18 protein-coding genes and 1 other annotated feature are annotated in these 15,783 nt (G+C 68.3%); of the genes, 10 read left to right on the top strand and 8 right to left on the bottom strand.

The window, feature by feature from the left end; genetic code table 11:
• Positions 1-352 precede the first annotated feature (352 nt).
• Entirely contained in the window at positions 353-565 is a 213-nt protein-coding gene (locus tag PFY01_RS14585) for a cold-shock protein (protein WP_008260410.1), read from the bottom strand.
• A 239-nt stretch (positions 566-804) separates the two neighbouring features.
• Here PFY01_RS14585 and PFY01_RS14580 point away from each other — a divergent pair, with 239 nt between their 5' ends.
• Complete coding sequence (locus PFY01_RS14580) at positions 805-1,014, top strand: hypothetical protein (RefSeq protein ID WP_055753991.1); 210 nt, start codon at positions 805-807, stop codon at positions 1,012-1,014.
• A 4-nt stretch (positions 1,015-1,018) separates the two neighbouring features.
• Here the strand turns inward: PFY01_RS14580 and PFY01_RS14575 are convergent, their stop codons facing one another.
• The 5 genes from PFY01_RS14575 to PFY01_RS14555 all read right to left on the bottom strand — a co-directional run bounded on the left by PFY01_RS14575 (position 1,019) and on the right by PFY01_RS14555 (position 6,249).
• The gene (locus PFY01_RS14575; protein WP_333780233.1) at positions 1,019-2,497 is read right to left on the bottom strand and encodes a SulP family inorganic anion transporter; all 1,479 of its coding nucleotides are present in this window, start codon (positions 2,495-2,497) and stop codon (positions 1,019-1,021) included.
• A 58-nt stretch (positions 2,498-2,555) separates the two neighbouring features.
• Positions 2,556-2,619, bottom strand: a sequence feature (sul1 is cis-regulatory element that is thought to sense ions involved in sulfur or methionine metabolism; They are found in Alphaproteobacteria).
• Between the two features lie 49 nt (positions 2,620-2,668).
• Positions 2,669-3,850, bottom strand: coding sequence for a DUF1501 domain-containing protein (locus PFY01_RS14570; RefSeq protein ID WP_271041814.1), 1,182 nt, complete (start codon positions 3,848-3,850; stop codon positions 2,669-2,671).
• Entirely contained in the window at positions 3,847-4,893 is a 1,047-nt protein-coding gene (locus tag PFY01_RS14565) for a DUF1800 domain-containing protein (protein WP_271043075.1), read from the bottom strand. The genes PFY01_RS14570 and PFY01_RS14565 overlap by 4 nt, the downstream gene beginning before the upstream one ends.
• Positions 4,890-5,336: a hypothetical protein gene (locus PFY01_RS14560; protein ID WP_271041813.1), complete on the bottom strand. Its 447-nt coding sequence runs from the start codon at positions 5,334-5,336 to the stop codon at positions 4,890-4,892. The genes PFY01_RS14565 and PFY01_RS14560 overlap by 4 nt, the downstream gene beginning before the upstream one ends.
• A gap of 76 nt (positions 5,337-5,412) precedes the next feature.
• Positions 5,413-6,249: a metal-dependent hydrolase gene (locus tag PFY01_RS14555; protein ID WP_199059570.1), complete on the bottom strand. Its 837-nt coding sequence runs from the start codon at positions 6,247-6,249 to the stop codon at positions 5,413-5,415.
• 86 nt (positions 6,250-6,335) lie between these two features.
• Here PFY01_RS14555 and PFY01_RS14550 point away from each other — a divergent pair, with 86 nt between their 5' ends.
• The 3 genes from PFY01_RS14550 to PFY01_RS14540 are packed head-to-tail and all read left to right on the top strand — an operon-like array spanning position 6,336 to position 9,217.
• Positions 6,336-6,902 carry a helix-turn-helix domain-containing protein gene (locus tag PFY01_RS14550; RefSeq protein WP_271041812.1) on the top strand — a complete coding sequence of 189 codons (567 nt, stop codon included), beginning with the start codon at positions 6,336-6,338 and terminating at the stop codon, positions 6,900-6,902.
• A gap of 37 nt (positions 6,903-6,939) precedes the next feature.
• A complete protein-coding gene (locus PFY01_RS14545) occupies positions 6,940-7,518 on the top strand; it encodes a GNAT family N-acetyltransferase (RefSeq protein WP_039244861.1) in 579 nt (192 codons plus the stop codon).
• A 31-nt stretch (positions 7,519-7,549) separates the two neighbouring features.
• A complete protein-coding gene (locus PFY01_RS14540; RefSeq protein WP_137722340.1) occupies positions 7,550-9,217 on the top strand; it encodes a putative bifunctional diguanylate cyclase/phosphodiesterase in 1,668 nt (555 codons plus the stop codon).
• Positions 9,218-9,220: 3 nt separating this feature from the next.
• On the opposite strand, the gene PFY01_RS14535 is transcribed toward PFY01_RS14540, so the two are convergent.
• On the bottom strand, positions 9,221-10,087 hold the full coding sequence (locus PFY01_RS14535; RefSeq protein WP_271041811.1) for an MBL fold metallo-hydrolase: 867 nt from the start codon (positions 10,085-10,087) through the stop codon (positions 9,221-9,223).
• Positions 10,088-10,158: 71 nt separating this feature from the next.
• On the opposite strand from PFY01_RS14535, the gene PFY01_RS14530 reads away from it, so the two are divergent.
• From PFY01_RS14530 to PFY01_RS14510, 5 genes are all read left to right on the top strand, one after another.
• Positions 10,159-10,491 (top strand): ArsR/SmtB family transcription factor, encoded by a 333-nt coding sequence (locus PFY01_RS14530; RefSeq protein ID WP_271041810.1) that lies wholly within the window; start codon positions 10,159-10,161, stop codon positions 10,489-10,491.
• Between the two features lie 5 nt (positions 10,492-10,496).
• A complete protein-coding gene (locus PFY01_RS14525; RefSeq protein WP_271041809.1) occupies positions 10,497-11,045 on the top strand; it encodes a rhodanese family protein in 549 nt (182 codons plus the stop codon).
• A 4-nt stretch (positions 11,046-11,049) separates the two neighbouring features.
• Entirely contained in the window at positions 11,050-11,832 is a 783-nt protein-coding gene (locus PFY01_RS14520; protein WP_271041808.1) for a sulfite exporter TauE/SafE family protein, read from the top strand.
• Between the two features lie 42 nt (positions 11,833-11,874).
• On the top strand, positions 11,875-13,575 hold the full coding sequence (locus tag PFY01_RS14515; protein ID WP_271041807.1) for a bifunctional protein-serine/threonine kinase/phosphatase: 1,701 nt from the start codon (positions 11,875-11,877) through the stop codon (positions 13,573-13,575).
• Between the two features lie 138 nt (positions 13,576-13,713).
• Entirely contained in the window at positions 13,714-14,565 is an 852-nt protein-coding gene (locus tag PFY01_RS14510) for an outer membrane protein (protein ID WP_055806234.1), read from the top strand.
• 23 nt (positions 14,566-14,588) lie between these two features.
• Here the strand turns inward: PFY01_RS14510 and PFY01_RS14505 are convergent, their stop codons facing one another.
• On the bottom strand, positions 14,589-15,158 hold the full coding sequence (locus PFY01_RS14505) for a YqgE/AlgH family protein (protein ID WP_174085350.1): 570 nt from the start codon (positions 15,156-15,158) through the stop codon (positions 14,589-14,591).
• 126 nt (positions 15,159-15,284) lie between these two features.
• On the opposite strand from PFY01_RS14505, the gene PFY01_RS14500 reads away from it, so the two are divergent.
• Positions 15,285-15,770 (top strand): peroxiredoxin, encoded by a 486-nt coding sequence (locus tag PFY01_RS14500; RefSeq protein WP_271041806.1) that lies wholly within the window; start codon positions 15,285-15,287, stop codon positions 15,768-15,770.
• Positions 15,771-15,783: the final 13 nt, after the last annotated feature.

Below are 15,783 nucleotides of genomic sequence, written 5' to 3'. Positions count from 1 at the left end.
TACCAGTCGGTGCCAAGGCGCGGTTGGATGGCCTCACCTCCGATCAGGCACCTCCAGGGGTGCCGACTTGGCTCGTCTCGAGTTTTAGGCAGGGGTATGAGCAAGGTCTCGCAGACCCTAGCCGCCCTGAAAAAACTGCGGCGGAATGTCGAGAGATGGGGCGGGAAGCGAATGCTCGGATGCAGGCTGCGGCAGAACGGCTAAAAGGCCACCCCTAAAGCGGTTGCGCCTCGGTTTCGCTAATCGCCCCTGACACGTTCGGATCATCCGCTTTTAGCATCCAGCCGCAGATCAATTGAAAACGGCGGCTCCGTGAGGAGCCGCCGTCGCCAGTTCAGCTGTGACGCTGAAATCAGCCGATAGTTTGCAGCTGGCCAGCCGATTCCTTGCCCGAACGCTTGTCGCGTTCCAGCTCGTAGGAAACCTTCTGGTTTTCATCCAAGCCGCGCAGGCCAGCGCCTTCGACGGCCGAGATGTGGACGAAGACGTCCTTGCCGCCGTCGTCGGGTTGGATGAAGCCGTAACCCTTGGTCGGGTTGAACCATTTGACAGTGCCGGTAGCCATTTTGAGACCTCCGTTAGAAATTGACCGAGGGAACGTCCCTGCGGCCTGTCGGGTCTGAATGGGAGCGGCCTTGACTCGTGCGTTCGCAGAGAGAGTGGGCGTTACGCAGAGAGATCGACGAGCTCTATGTGCGCAGATATTCATGACAGATGCAAGCGCGGGCCGGTCGGGCCGAAAATCCAATAATGGGAACGGTTTAGCTTGGCGCGCGTTGTTGGAAGGCACGAAAGGCTTCCAACATGAACCGCACCCACGTCGTGGAGCGCGCCTACCAGCTCGCTCGGACCAACGATTGTCTGAACACCGGCGACGTCGTCAAGGCGCTGTCGGGAGAGGGCTATTCGGGCGCCGAAATCTCGCACTTCCAGGGCAGCTCGATCCGGGCCGACCTGAACCGCATCTGCAAGATGCCCAAGCCCGACCTCGAACCGACCTCCAACGCCGCCTGACGGCTCAATGCGCGCCGGCGCCGTCCGGCAGATGCATCTTCTCGAACCGCCCCACCCGCGTGACCAGGGTGCGGGCGGCGTCGTTCATGCCCAAAACCTGCACCTCCGCGCCCTGACGGCGGTAGCGGAAGACGACCTTGTCCACGGCGGCGACGCCGGTCAGATCCCACAGATGGGCGTCGCTGAGATCGATCTCGACGCGCGTGGGTTGGCCGTGATGCTCGAAGCTGGCGGCGAACAGATCAGCCGAGGCGAAGAACAGCTGGCCTGAGACGCGGTAGCGCAGCACGCCCGGTCCCGGCGTCGGGACCTCGGTCACGGCGATGGTCTTGCCGACCTTGCGCATGAAGAAGATCGCCGACAGCAGCACCCCCAAGATGACGCCCTTGGAGAGGTCGTGGGTGGCGACGACCGTCACGGTCGTGGCGATCATGACGATGGACGACTGAAGCGGGGTGGAGCGCAGCTTCATCACCGAGGACCAGTCGAAGGTGCCGATGGAGACCATGATCATGACGGCGACTAGGGCCGCCATCGGGATTTGGGCGACCCAGGTCTGAAGCGCCAGCATCAGAAACAGCAGGAACAACCCGGCCCACAGGGTCGATAGTCGTCCCCGCGCGCCCGAGGTGACGTTGATCATCGACTGGCCGATCATGGCGCAACCGGCCATGCCGCCGAACAGGGGCGACAGGACGTTGGCGATCCCTTGGCCGCGCGTCTCGCGATCCTTGTCCGACGGGGTGTCGGTGATGTCGTCGATCAGGTTCGCGGTCAGCAGGCTTTCCAGCAGGCCGACGAAGGCCACGGTCGCCGAGATGGGCGCGATGATGACCAGCGTCTCCCACGTCAGGGGGACGGCGGGCAGGTGGAACATCGGCAGGCTGGTCGGCATCTGGCCCATGTCGCCGACGGTGCGCACATCCAGATTCAGCACGATCACCAGGGCGCTGATGGCGACGATGGCGACCAGGGGCGAGGGCACGGCCTTGGTGAGGCGTGGAAAGCCGTAGATGACGACAAGGGCCGCCGCGACAAGGGCGTAGGTGATCCAGCCCCGGCCGATCAGCTCAGGCATCTGGGCCAGGAAGATCAGGATGGCCAGGGAGTTGACGAAGCCGGTCATGACGCTGCGGCTGACGAACTTGATGTAGCGGCCCAGCTTCAGCAGGCCGATGACAATCTGGAACACGCCGCACAGGATCGAGGCGGCGAAGAGATATTCCAGCCCGTGGTCGCGCACGAGCGTGACCATCAGCAGGGCCATGGCGCCGGTCGCGGCCGAGATCATGGCCGGCCGGCCGCCGACGAAGGCGATGGTCACGGCGATGACCACGCTGGCGTAGAGGCCGACGGCGGGATCGACGCCGGCGATGATGGAAAAGGCGATGGCTTCGGGGATCAGGGCCAGGGCCACGACGGTCCCCGCCAGAAGATCGCGGCGAGGATTGGCGAGCCATTGCTGGCGCGCGGAGGCGATAATGGACATTTCAGGATTTCATCTGGATGAGCCTTACCGATGCTTCGGTTTCTGGCGGCTCGGTTTCCCAGCGGATCGGCGGCGGGGATAGCCACCCGTCGCCTGCGAACAGGGCCGGGTCCAAGGTGATGGCGTCCTGATGCGATGTTGCGCCGCGAAAAGCAAGCGTGACGGCTAGACCAGTCCATCCATGGCCGGCGCTTCGGCGGCGCTGCCGGGGAAGACGCGGGCGTCCAGGGCGGCGCGGTCGACGCCCATATGATCGCGCAACACGCCCTTGAACACCGAACGGATATCCAGGGTCGGGGCCAGGTCACGGTTCTCGAACAGGCGGTTGTCGGCAAGGGTCGGCCAGTCGCCGATGGGGCCGCCGCGCTTGACGGCGCCGCCCGCCAGCAACAGCGACGAGCCGGTGCCGTGGTCGGTGCCTTGGGTGCCATTGGCACGGGCGGTGCGGCCGAACTCGGTGGCGACGACGACGGCGGTGCGCGACCAGGCCTCGCCCAGCCCGTCCTTCAGGCCTGTGACCAGTTGATCCAGACCCGTCAGGCGGGTCTGGAGTTGCGCCCTCTGACCCGCGTGGGTGTCCCAGCCGTCCAGCGAGACGGCGACGATGTCGGCGCCCTCCGGTCCGGTCATCAGCTTGGCGACGGCCTGGCCCAGGCCCTGAACGTCGTTGCGACGCAGGCGTTGGTCGCCGCCCTCCATGCTGACCAGATGCTCGGTCGCCAGGCCCCGCGCCAGGTTTTGGCCCAGCATCGGATCCTCGACATAGAGGTCCTGAAGCAGGGAGGCGATGCGGTCGCCGTCGCGCACCAGACCGCCAGGCGCCCAACTGGACACGGGGGCGTCGCCGCGCAGGATCAGCGGCGTCTGGGCGCCGATCGACAGGCCTTTCAGCGACGTTCCGCCGGCCGCGACGATGGCGCGGTTCAGCCAGCCGTCGGATTGCTGGCGCAGACCTTCGCCGCCGTTCTCCAGCACGTCCTGGGCGTCGAAGTGCGAGCGGATGCGCACGGGCAGGGCGACGGCGGGGGCGAACCGCATCTGACCCTGACCATAAAGGGCGTGCAGGCCCGCCAGCGCCGGGTGCAGGCCGACGCCTTCGCTTATGGCCAGGGCGCCGTTCGCCTCGCCGGGCGCGGCGATGGCCAGACCGCCGCGCAAAGGGACGTAGTTCGGATCGGCGTAAGGCACGGTCACCGACAGGCCGTCCATGGCGCCGCGCGCGATGACGACGACCAGCTTGTTGGCGGGGCCGGCGGTCTGGGCGGCGACCCGTCCGGCGAAGGCCAGGCCGACCCCGGCGGAGGCGGCGGCCAGCAGATGGCGGCGGTTCATGTTGAGGGCGGTCATCGGCGTTGGAACTCCGGCGACATGAACAGAAGGGTGAGGGCCTCGGGCCGGCTTTCGGCGCGGGCGACGGCGAGGCGGGTGCGTTCGCCGAGGCGCGGGCCGAGGGCGGAGGCGGCGACGGCATTGGGATCGCTTGCTTGCGCCAGATCGGCGGCGGTGCGCGACCAGTTCAGCCGCTTGACCAGGGCGTCTGGGCCGGCCCAGTCGGCGGCCGTGTCGGGCCAGCCCTCGGGCGACGGGGGCGCGAACGGCGGCTGGCCCATGTCGAGCAGGGCCTGGCGCAGCGGCTGAATCCGCTGAGGCTGGGTTCCCAGCGCGCGATGGGCTGAGACGATGAAGTCGTAGGGCGTCTTGATCTTGGCGGGCTGAGGCGCCCAGGTCTCTGGCGCGTCGATCAGGGCGCGGGCGACCTGGGCCAGATCGCCGCCGGATCCGGTCCATGCTTGTTCCAGCCGTGCGACCAGGGCGGGCGGCGGATCGTCGGCGACGAAATGGGCGGCGAGACGGCGCGACAGACGTTTGGCCGTCGCGGGATGCCGGGCCAGGTCGCGCAGGATGGCCTGACCCTGGGCCAGGCCCGCCGTGGGATAGGTCTTGCCCATCACGGTGCGGGCGCCGGGTTCGTGCACATTGGCGCGGAAGACGAAGCCGTCGGGACCGGGCTCGGCCTGGGCGGCCATATTGCGCGCGCGCCGCAGACGGTTCGGTTGACGCTGGTCGCGGGCGGCGGGAACGGACCAGCCGGTCAGGGCGCGGGCCAGTTCGGTCACGTCGCCCTGCGTATAGCCGCCGTCGGCGCCGACGGTGTGCAACTCCATCATCTCGCGGGCCAGGTTCTCGTTCAGCCCGGCGTTGCGGCGGGCGCCGGCCAAGCTGTCGGGACCGACGGAGCGGGCCTGATCCAGATAGAGCAGCATGGCGGGATGCTGTTCAGCGGCCAGGACCAGATCCTCGAACCGGCCGAAGACGTGGGGGCGGATGGCCTCGCGCTCATACTGGCCGACGAAGGCGCCGCTGGCGAACTTGGCGGCCGAGACGGTCAGGGCGTTCGACCAGAACAGGCCCAGCGCTCGGCGAAGCCGTCGTCGGTGGTCGCGCCGAGCTGGACGCGAGCCAGGAACTCCTGCGCCGTGTCCTGGGTGATGTCGCGGCGGGCGGCCTGACGAGCCTCGCACCGGGCGACGGCTTGCGGATCGGCGGCGTCCGGCATGGCTGGCGAGAGGGCGGGCGCGGCGTCGGCCGTCGCCGGAGCGGCGGCGCGTCGGTCGCGGCGGACCAGGCCGGCGTCGCTCTGATAGTCGATATATTGGCCAACGCGTTCGGCGGTGTCGGCGAACTGGCCAGACGGCTGGGGCGCGCCCTGGGACCGAATCTGGCCCATGGCCCAGCCGCGCGGATCAGCGACGACGCGGTCGATCTCGCCAGGCCGGGCGCCCAGACCCAGGCGCGTCAGGGCGACGGCGGCGTCGGTCGGTGATGAAGCCATGGCCTTCTCCTCGTCCGTCCCCCGCACACTGTAACGCCTTTGGGCGAAAACTCCGTCGCGGGGTCGGATTTAGGAGTCAGGCCGGTTGGGCCAGGCCGGCCTCCGCGTCCGCGATAAGGTCGCGGTCGTCGATCTGCCACGGGTGGAAGTCGGGTTTGTAGAAGGCCAGGTAGTCGCCGATCATCCGGCGATACAGACCCGGCTTCAGCCACAGCCAGCGGAACAGGCCCAGACGCGCGCGCCAGCCGACGATGCCGTCCTGCTTCAGCAGCATGAAGGTCGTCTCGCGCACCGTGCGGGTGAACAGCAGGGTCGTCAGGAACATGGCCCAGCGCCGGATGCGCCAGCGCTTCAGCGGACTGAGGTCCCGGGTCGCGTGCAGGAAGACGTCATAGGCCACGCCCTTGTGCTCGATCTCCTCGATGGAGTGCCAGCGCCACAGGCGGGCCAGGTCGTGGGGCGAGCCCTTCAGCAGCTCCGGATCGGCCAGCAGCCGATGGGCGAAGGCGGCGGTGAAATGCTCCAGCGCCATGGTCGCCGCCAGCTGGGCCAGGGCCGGACGGGCGCGGGCGATGTCGAGCCGCGCTGTGACATAGGCCTCGATCTCGGCGGTGTCGTAGCCGGCGCGTTCGGTGATGGCGTTGAAGGCCATGTGTTCGCGGGTGTGGGCGCCCTCCTGGACCGTGAAGGCGCGGATGTCGGCGGCCAGGGCCGGGGGCGCGTCCTTGGCGAACCGCTTGACCGACTGGATGAAGAACCGCTCGCCGTCGGGGAAGGTGAGGCTGAGGGCGTTCATCACGGCGGTGCCGAACGGGTCGCCGTTCAGCCACCAGCGTGGCGTCGGAGCCTCGCGGTCGATATGCAGGTCGCGCGGCTTGATCTGGAGGTCGGCGGGGGTGGCGGATTTCGCCATGGTTCTGCTCCTCGATTTCGAGCAGAGGATGGAGTTAACTGACATCAATGTCAACTAATGGTCCGGTAAAGCGACGACGCGGGGCGGTGGCGCGCGAAGAGGCGCTGGAGGCGGCGCGCGACCTGCTGCTGTCGGGCGGGCCGGCGGCGGTGACGCTGAAGGCGGTGGGCGAGCGGATGGGCGTAGGTCACGCCAATCTGATCCATCATTTCGGCTCGGCGGCCGGGCTTCAGGGCGCGCTGATGGATGCGATGGTGCGCGATCTGGCGCAGCGGATCGAGGCGGGCCTGAACGCGGGCGTGGGAGAGGGGCGCGACGGCGTCGAGCCGGGGCGGTTGATGGGCGTGGTGTTCGACGCCTTCGGGCCGGGCGGGGCCTCTCAGATGGCGGCCTGGCTGGCGCTGGCGCGCGAGCAAGGCCGGGCGGAGAGCTTCGCCGAGGTGGTGCGCGATCTGGCCGAGCGGCTGGCGGCCATGGCGCCCGAGGATCCCAGGGCGGCCGAGCGGGCCAAGGCCCTGGTGGTGACGGCGGCCTATATGGCCTTCGCCGAGGGGCTGATCGGGGACATCCTGACGCCGATGCTGGGCGCGCCCGAGGGACTGGGCCGCGACCTGGCGCTGAAACTGACAGCGACACTTTTGGCCGAACCGTAAGGTTCAGAGCCGAATCTTGATGCTATAGTCCCCATCGATGGCGCTTCTGGACTGGATGAGCGATGTGGCCGGACCCGTGATCCGGGGGGACGGCGTGCTGCTGCGCCCGCCGCGCGCCGCCGATTACGCCGCCTGGTCCACGCTGCGCGACGGCTCGCGCGACTATCTGCAACCGTGGGAGCCGGCCTGGCCCGAGGACGACCTGACCAAGGCGGCCTTCCGGCGCCGGCTGTCGATCTATGCCCGCGAGATGGAACTCGGCAATGCCTGGCCCTTCTTCGTCTTCGTTCAGGACGGCAAGACCCTGGCGGGGGCGGTGACCCTGTCGAACGTGAGGCGCGGCGTCGCCGAGACGGGGACGCTGGGCTACTGGATCGGCCAGCCGTTTTCCGGTCAGGGCGTGGCGACGGCGGGCGTTCGGGCCGTCGTCGGATACGCGTTCGACAAGCTGAAGCTGCACCGGCTGGAGGCGGCCTGTCTTCCCACCAACCACGGGTCGCGACGGGTGCTGGAGAAATCCGGCTTTCGCAACGAAGGTCGGGCTCGCGCTTATTTGAAAATTAACGGCGAGTGGGCAGACCATTTGTTGTTCGGCCTGGTCGAGGACGAGCGTTGACGGCCGGGGGCCGTCTGGAAGGGCGAGACGCGTGACACCACGATCCCGATCGCTGGCCTGGGACGCCACGACCGCCATCGAGGCGCTGGCCGCCGCCGAGACGGCCCTGTGGGTCTGGACGCCCGCGGCGGACGAACTGCGTTTCACCGGGGCTACACGATCGCTGGGCCTGGGACCTTTGGCGCCGGAATGCACGGCCGCCGGATTTGTCGCCCTGGCCATGCCGCAGGATCGCAGCCTGGCCGAGCGGATGCTCAAACCCCAGGACGAGGGCGCCGAGATCGCCGTACGTCTGCGCATGCGTGGGTCCGAGACCTGTCTGTGGCGTGGCGTCTGGCTGGAGGACGGCCTGCGCGCCGCCGGCGTCGTGGCGCTGGAGACCAAGTTCGCCGGATCGGACCGTGATACGCTGACGGGCCTTTTGGATCGTCGCGCCTTTCTGGCCCGCGTTAGCGAGGTGCTGACCCAGCCCGGCGAATACGAAATCGTTGTCGGCGACGTGGACCGGCTGCGGCGCCTGAACGAGGCGCTGGGGCACGAGCGGACCGACCTGGTGCTGTCGGCCCTGGGTTCGCGTCTGGCCGCCGCCTTCAACAAGGACGCCTCGGCCGCGCGGATCGGCGAGGATGAGTTCGCCATCATCGTGCCCAAGACCGCCTCGCACACCAGCTACCGCGTTCGAGACGCGCTGGAGCAGCCGCTGCGGGTCGCGGGCTTCGACATCTATCCGACCGTCTCCATCGGGGCGGTGATGGTGGAGGGCGGGCCGGATGCGCCCGACGCCGCCGAACTGTTGCGCCGGGTCGAGCTGGCGGTGGAATCGGCCAAGGGCGCCGGGCGCGGCGGATCGGCCGCCTATGGCCGGGCGCTTGAAAGCGACAGCCTGAGCCGTCTGGCGCTGGAGGCGGATCTGAGGAACGCCTTCGTGCGCGGCGAGATCGTGCCCTTCTTCCAGCCGATCGTGAACCTGAACACCGGCGCCGTCGCCGGTTTCGAGGCCCTGGCGCGCTGGCGTCACCCGCGCCGGGGTCTGGTGCCGCCTGACGAGTTCCTGGGTCTGACCGCCGACCTGGGCATGATGAACGACCTGGGCCTGCTGATGATGACCCAGTCGGCGCGGCAGCTGGCGGAATGGATCGAACGCCATCCGCTGGCCGGCAAGCTGTTCTGCAGCGTCAACCTGTCGGTCGGCGAGATCGAGCGCCCGCATCTGTGCGAGGACGTGGCGCGCATCATCAAGGAAACGGGCCTGCCCAGGGGCGCGCTGAAGCTGGAAGTCACCGAAGGCGACATCATGCGCGACACCGCCCGCGCCGCCGAGGTGCTGCAATCGCTGAAAGACGTCGGGGCCTCGCTGGCGCTGGACGACTTCGGCACCGGCTTCTCGTCCCTGTCCTATCTGGCGCGCCTGCCGTTCGATACGCTGAAGATCGACCGCTATTTCGTGCTGACGATGAACAAGGACGAGGGCTCTGCCAAGATCGTCAAGTCGGTGGTCAACCTGGGTCGCGACCTGTCGCTGGAGGTCGTCGCCGAGGGGGTGGAGAACGCCGAACTGGCCCGCCTGCTGCTGGACGCGCAATGCCACTATGGTCAGGGCTTCGGCTATGCGCCCGCCCTGCCGGCGCAGGAGGCCGAGGTCTATCTGGCCGAAAGCCTGGCCGATGGCACCGCGCCGCTGAAGCAGCGGTCGGCTTAGGGCTCAGATCGCGTTTAGCGGCAGGCGCAGGTAGCGCTGGCCGTTGGCGTCGGGGGGCGGCAGGTCGCCGGCGCGGATGTTGACCTGAAGCGAGGGCAGGATCAGTTGCGGTGCGCCCAGGGTGGCGTCGCGGGCCTCTCGCATGGCGACGAAGGCGTCCTCCGATACGCCGCCGCCGATGTGGATGTTCTGCGCGCGTTGTGCGGCCACGGTGGTCTCGAATCGGTAGTCGGTGCGGCCCTGCGGCAGGTAGTCGTGACCGACGAAGATGCGGGTTTCGTCCGGCAGGGCCAGAAGGCGCTGGATCGAGCGATACAGGGTCCGGGCGTCGCCGCCGGGAAAGTCCGTTCGCGCCGTGCCGTAGTCGGGCATGAACAGGGTGTCGCCGGTGAAGACCGCGTCGCCGATCCGGTAGCTGACGCAGGCGGGGGTGTGGCCGGGCGTGTGGATCACCTCGACCTTCAGATCGCCCAGGGCGAAGGCGTCGCCGTCCGCATAGAGATGATCGAAGACGGCGCCGTCCGGGCGCACATCGTCGGCGCCGAACAGGGGACCGAAGGCCGACTGAACCTGGGTGATCCGCCCGCCGATGCCGATCGACACGCCCGTCGTCGCACGCAGGTGCGCCGCCGCCGTCAGGTGGTCGGCGTGGGCGTGGGTTTCGAGCACGAGGGCCAAGGTCAGCGTTTCCGACCGCAGCGCCGCCGTGACGGCGTCGATCGATCGCGTCGAGGTGCGGGCCGAGGGCGCGTCGAAGTCCAGGACGGGGTCAATGATCGCTGCCTGACCCGTCGCGGGGTCGCTGACCAGATAGGTGACGGTGTGGGTCGCGGGATCGAAAAAGCCGCGGACGTCGGGAGATTGGGCCATGGAGAACGCTCCTTTCGCGATCCAATATATTAGGCATTGCTTATTTAGCAAGTGCGCATATATTGCGCCCCATGATCGACCTTCAAACCATCGGACTTGAGCGTTTCCAGGCCAGCGCGGGCGAGGCGGCGGCGCTGCTGCGCGCGCTGTCCAATCAGAAGCGGCTGATGATCCTGTGTCAGTTGGGCGAGGGCGAGATGTCCGTAGGCCAACTGCTGCCCCAGGTCGGCCTGTCGCAATCGGCCCTGTCCCAGCACTTGGCCAAGCTGCGCGACGAGGCGCTGGTCAGCACCCGTCGAGACGGCACGACCATCTTCTACCGCATCGCCGATCCGGCCGTCCTGAAGGTCATCGCCGTGCTGGCCGAAATCTATTGTCCCCCTGTTTCTTCCGAAAAGGCATGATCCCCATGAGCGTCCTGACCCCCCTCTCCCCCGCCGAGGTTTCGCGCCGGCTGAAGCAGAATACAGCCGTGCTGATCGACATCCGCGAGCACGACGAGTTCGCCAGAGAGCATGTCGTCGGCGCCGTTCATGCGCCGCTGTCGGCCTTCGACGCCTACACGCCGGCGGCCGTCGACGGGCGCGACGTCATCTTCACTTGCCGGACCGGCAATCGGACGGGCGTCAACTGCGAGCGTCTGGCGGCCAAGACGATGGGCCAAGCCTTTGTTCTGGAAGGCGGGCTGGACGCCTGGAAGGCGCAGGGCCTGGCCACCCATGCCGATCGTTCAAAGCCGATCGAACTGATGCGTCAGGTGCAGATGGTCGCGGGCGGCCTGATCCTGCTCGGCGCGGCGCTGGGCCTGCTGGTGCATCCGGGCTTTTGGGGTCTGTCGGCCTTTGTCGGCGCGGGCCTGTTCGTCGCGGGCGCGACGGGCTTTTGCGGCATGGCGCGGCTGCTGGCCGTCATGCCGTGGAACAGAGCCGCGACCCGGCCCGTGACAAGAGCGGCGTGATCCGATGACGACCGAACTGACCCCGCTGGTCCTGACCGCCTTCAGCGGCGGCGTCGTCGCCCTGTTGCTGACCCTGTTCGGCGGCGGCGGGTCGGTTCTGGCCGTGCCGCTGCTGCTTTATGTCGTCGGCGTCGCCGATCCGCATGTCGCCATCGGCGTGTCGGCGGCGGGGGTGGCGCTGAACGCCCTGACGGCTTTGGCCGGTCATGCCAGGGCAGGGCGGGTACGCTGGCCCTGCGCGACCCTGTTCGCCGTCACCGGCGCGGCTGGGGCCTGGTTCGGTTCGTCCCTGGCCAAGATGATCGACGGCCATCAGCTGCTGCTGATCTTCGCTGTCGCCATGGCGGCCGTGGGCGCGTCGATGCTGCGTCCCAAGGCGGCGATTGCCCGGGTCGAACCCCGACTGAACTGGTCCATGTCGCCGCGCGTCGGCGTGGCGGGCGCCGGCGTCGGCTCGGCCGCAGGCTTCTTCGGCATCGGCGGCGGCTTTCTGATCGTGCCCGGCCTGATGGCGTCGACGGGCATGAGCCTGGCGACCGCCCAGGCGACATCTTTGCTCAGCGTCGCCGCATTCGGAGCGACGACGGCGGGCAACTATGCGCTGTCGGGCTGGGTCGATCCGGGCCTGGTCGCCGCCATGGCGGTCGGCGGGGTCGCCGGGACGGCGGCAGGCCTGCCGCTGGCGCGCCGGCTGGGATCGAACGCCCGGCTTGGGCGCATCCTGTTCGCGGGCCTGATCTTGGTGGTCGCCGCCTATGTCGCGGTGCGGGCCGTCCTCGCGCTCTGAGACCTCTGTTCAGCGGGCCGTCTTTCGACGACAGTTCCGCCCATGACCGACGCCAGACTGGAGATCGCCGCCGGCTTTGCGACCTTGCAGGGGCCCAAGGCGGACAATCAGGACTTCGGCGGCGTCCATATCGGCACGGCGGCCGAGCAGCGCGAACATGGGGTTGTGGCGGTGATCGCCGACGGGGTGTCGGGATCGAAGGCTGGGCGGATGGCGGCGGAGCTGACGACGCGCAGCTTCATCGACGGCTATCTGGATCAGAATCCGCTGAACGGCATCGCCGCCAACGGCATCAAGGCGCTGCGAGGCTTCAACCGCTGGCTCCATTCGCGCGGGCGGATCGATCCGGCCATGGAGGGGGCGGCGACCACTTTTACCGCCCTTATCCTGCGCGGGCGCGAGGCGACTGCGCTTCATGTGGGCGACAGCCGGGCCTGGCATTTCCGCGACGGGGTTCTGACGCGGCTGACGGAAGATCACACGCGGGCCCAGCAGGGGCTGAGCCATGTGCTGTACCGCGCCGTGGGCATCGAGGCGGATGTGAAGCTGGACGTCCGGCAAGTGCGGCTGGAGCCGCACGACCGGCTGCTGCTGACCACCGACGGGGTGCATGGGGTGCTGGCCGATGCGGTGATCGCGAGCCTGTTGGGACGGCGCAGCTCGCCCGATGCGGACGCACACGCGATCCTGGCCGAGGTCGAGGCGGCGGGGCCGCGCGACAACGCCACCGCCATCGTCATCGACGTGGTCCGCACCGGCGCGCCCGACTGGGAGGCGATCACGGCCGAGGCGGAAGGGCTGGCCATCCTGCCGCCGCCCGCCGTCGGCGACAACGTCGACGGCTTCGCGCTTCAGCGGGTCGTGGCGGACGGGCGCTATACGACCCTGTTTCTGGCCAAGGATACGCAGGGCGACGCGGGCATGGTGGTGCTGAAGTTTCCCAAGCCCGCCGTGGTGTCCGAACGCGGCGCGCGCACCGCGTTTCTGCGCGAAGCCTTCATCGGGCGGCGCATCGACAGCCCCTTCGTCGGCAAGGTGCTGAGCCTGGACGCCGGTCGCCAGAGCCGCCTCTATATCGCCCAGCCCTTTCATGCCGGTCAGACCCTGCATGCGCGGTTGGCGCAGGAGGGGCCGTTCGAGATCGCAGAGGGGATCGACGTGGCGCTGCGCCTGTCGCGGGCGGTTTCGGCCCTGCACCGCGCGGGCGTGACGCACCGCGACATCAAGCCGGACAATGTGATCCTGGAGACACAGGGCGGGCTGAAACTGGTCGATCTGGGCGTCGCGCGGCTGAGGCTGGCCGAGGAGTTCGCCGAGGCCGAGGCGCCCGGCACCGCGGGCTATAAGGCGCCGGAAATGTATGCGGGCGAGAGCGGCGACGCCGCCACGGATCAGTTCGCCCTGGGGGTGACGCTATACCGGCTGTTCACCCGAACCTATCCGTGGGGAGAGGTGGATCCGGCCGATGCGCCGCGCTTTGACCGGGCGCCCGCACCGCCGACGCGACACCGGCCGGATATGCCCGCCTGGCTGGAGGCGGCCATCATGCGCGCCGTCGCCGTCGATCCGAACGAGCGGTTCGAGGATGTCGAGGAACTGATCCATGTGCTGGAAACCGGCAGCGCCGTCGCCGCCCCGCCGCCGCGACAACTGTCCTTGATCGAGCGTGATCCAGTGCGGTTTTGGCAGGGCGTCAGCCTTGTCCTGCTGATCGCCTTTCTGGTTTCGATGGCGACGCGCTAAGGCGGCCTACGTTCAACCTGGGCCTTTGGATGTGCGACATTTGGCGGCGTGAGGGCGGGGAACCTGTGGCCGCTCTCGGCTTTTGTGACGGCGAGCGGGGATGTCGCACCCGCACTTTCGGCACGAAAGCCTCCCCAAATGATCAAGACCCTCGCCTGCAGCGCCCTGGCCCTGGCCATGGTTTCCACCCCCGCCCTGGCCCAGTCCGTCGCCCCCGACTGGTCCGGCCCCTACATCGGCATCTTCGGCGGCTACAACCAGTCGAACGACGACGGTGACGAGACCCTGCGCTTCGACCGCAACCTCGATGGCATCTATGGGGATCAGGTCACGACCGTACCGGTCGCCCCTGCTACCGTCGGCGCCAACGCCTTCAGCCCCGGCTTCTGCGGCGGCATGGCGACCAGCACCGCGCCCGGCACCGGTTGCCGTGACGACAACGACGGCGTCGAAGCGGGCGTTCGCGCCGGTTACGACATGCAATTCGGCAACTTCGTGGTCGGCGCCCTGGCCGAATACAGCGTCAACAATGTCCAAGACTCGGTGACCGGCTTCTCGACCACCCCGGCCTTCTACACCTTCACGCGCGAGCTGCAGAGCACGGCGGCCGCGCGCCTGAAGCTGGGCTACGCCTACGGACCGGCGCTGATCTACGGCACCGGCGGTTACGCCTATGGCAAGTTTGAAAACCGTTTCCGCACGTCGAACCTGGCCAACAGCTTCACCGAGACTAGCGAAGGCGATGACGGCGACGGCTGGCAGGCCGGCGGCGGCGTGGAATACGCCCTGGGTCGCGGCCTGACGGTCAGCGGCGAATACCTCTACACCTCGCTGGACGTCGATAGCCCGGTCATTCGCGTCGGCCGCGGCACGGCGCCCGCCACCAACCCGTTCGTCCTGGCCCCAAACACGACGGGCACGGACATGGTGCGCAGCAACGGCAAGTTCGGAACGCACATGTTCCGCATCGGCATGAACTACCGCTTCTAATCGTCAAGCGGGGCGGTCTGGCCTCAGGCCCGGCCGCCCTGGCTCGACAGCATGGCCGCGTCCACGCCCAGCTGGGCCAGGGCGCGTGTCCATTTCGACGTGTGTTCGCCGTCGAAAATCAAGTCCAGATCGGCGTCGGCGGTCAGCCAGACGTTGTCGGCCAACTCTTCCTCCAACTGCCCCTCGCCCCAGCCGGCGTAGCCCAGCAGAAGGGCCGATCGGCGCGGACCGGCGATCTCGTCGGTCATGGCGGCCAGCGCCTCGCGCGTGCCGGTCATCGCCAGACCGTCGCCAAAGGCCAGGGTGTCGTCGCCGACCGTCCAGTCGTCGGTATGCAGCACGAAGCCGCGCTCGCGCTCGACCGGTCCGCCCATCAGGACCGCGCGACCGATGGATTGATCGGGCGCCGGCGCGTCCAGCTTGTCCAGAACCGTCTTCAGATCGACGCCCGGCGCCGGACGATCCAGCCGCAGGCCCATGGCGTGATCCGGCCCGTGGGCGCAGATCAGGATGACAGCGTGTTCGAACCGGGCGTCGTCGATCCCGGGCATGGCGACCAGCAGTCGGCCGGTCAGGGTGGAGGCTTCGCTCATGATCCGATCATCGGTCGCGAAAGCGGCGCATGCAAGTCGAGCGGACGCTTGCGGTCCCGTCGGCGCGCTCTATGTGTCGCAGGCGGTGTTTCCTACCCCGTCAGCCCCAAACTCAGCGAGACAGACATGACCATTCAGATCGGCGATCGCATCCCCAACGCGACCCTCGCCCAAGCGACCGCCGAGGGCCCCAAGCCCGTCAGCACCGACGACATCTTCGCCGGCAAGACCGTGGCCCTGTTCGCCGTGCCTGGCGCCTTCACCCCCACCTGCTCGGCGCGTCACCTGCCGGGCTTCAAGGATCATCTGGCCGACATCCAGGCCAAGGGCGTCGATACGGTCGCCTGCATCTCGGTCAACGACGCCTTCGTCATGAAGGCCTGGGGCGAGAGCCAGGGCATCACCGACGACAGCATCGTCATGCTGGCCGACGGCAACGGCGAACTGACCCGCGCCCTGGGTCTGGTGCTGGACGGTACGGGCTTCGGCCTTGGCGAGCGCTCGCAGCGCTATTCCATGCTGGTTAAGGACGGCGTGGTCGAGCAGCTGAACATCGAGCAGGGCGGCGAGTTCAAGGTGTCCTCGGCCGAGCATCTGCTGGCGCAGCTTTAAGTTGGATCAATCC

It is taken from the genome of Brevundimonas vesicularis (assembly GCF_027886425.1).
GTDB lineage: Bacteria > Pseudomonadota > Alphaproteobacteria > Caulobacterales > Caulobacteraceae > Brevundimonas > Brevundimonas vesicularis_C.
This window is presented reverse-complemented; position numbering and strand designations above follow the sequence as displayed.

What these genes read in the sequence shown, in the direction of transcription:
- PFY01_RS14560 (WP_271041813.1), bottom strand. Translation starts at nt 5,336, where the DNA reads ATGGCTTCATCACCGACCGACGCCGCCGTCGCCCTGACGCGCCTGGGT.
- PFY01_RS14580 (WP_055753991.1), top strand. Translation starts at nt 805, where the DNA reads ATGAACCGCACCCACGTCGTGGAGCGCGCCTACCAGCTCGCTCGGACC.
- PFY01_RS14535 (WP_271041811.1), bottom strand. Translation starts at nt 10,087, where the DNA reads ATGGCCCAATCTCCCGACGTCCGCGGCTTTTTCGATCCCGCGACCCAC.
- PFY01_RS14520 (WP_271041808.1), top strand. Translation starts at nt 11,050, where the DNA reads ATGACGACCGAACTGACCCCGCTGGTCCTGACCGCCTTCAGCGGCGGC.
- PFY01_RS14510 (WP_055806234.1), top strand. Translation starts at nt 13,714, where the DNA reads ATGATCAAGACCCTCGCCTGCAGCGCCCTGGCCCTGGCCATGGTTTCC.
- PFY01_RS14585 (WP_008260410.1), bottom strand. Translation starts at nt 565, where the DNA reads ATGGCTACCGGCACTGTCAAATGGTTCAACCCGACCAAGGGTTACGGC.
- PFY01_RS14570 (WP_271041814.1), bottom strand. Translation starts at nt 3,850, where the DNA reads ATGACCGCCCTCAACATGAACCGCCGCCATCTGCTGGCCGCCGCCTCC.
- PFY01_RS14505 (WP_174085350.1), bottom strand. Translation starts at nt 15,158, where the DNA reads ATGAGCGAAGCCTCCACCCTGACCGGCCGACTGCTGGTCGCCATGCCC.
- PFY01_RS14515 (WP_271041807.1), top strand. Translation starts at nt 11,875, where the DNA reads ATGACCGACGCCAGACTGGAGATCGCCGCCGGCTTTGCGACCTTGCAG.
- PFY01_RS14530 (WP_271041810.1), top strand. Translation starts at nt 10,159, where the DNA reads ATGATCGACCTTCAAACCATCGGACTTGAGCGTTTCCAGGCCAGCGCG.
- PFY01_RS14500 (WP_271041806.1), top strand. Translation starts at nt 15,285, where the DNA reads ATGACCATTCAGATCGGCGATCGCATCCCCAACGCGACCCTCGCCCAA.
- PFY01_RS14525 (WP_271041809.1), top strand. Translation starts at nt 10,497, where the DNA reads ATGAGCGTCCTGACCCCCCTCTCCCCCGCCGAGGTTTCGCGCCGGCTG.
- PFY01_RS14545 (WP_039244861.1), top strand. Translation starts at nt 6,940, where the DNA reads ATGGCGCTTCTGGACTGGATGAGCGATGTGGCCGGACCCGTGATCCGG.
- PFY01_RS14555 (WP_199059570.1), bottom strand. Translation starts at nt 6,249, where the DNA reads ATGGCGAAATCCGCCACCCCCGCCGACCTCCAGATCAAGCCGCGCGAC.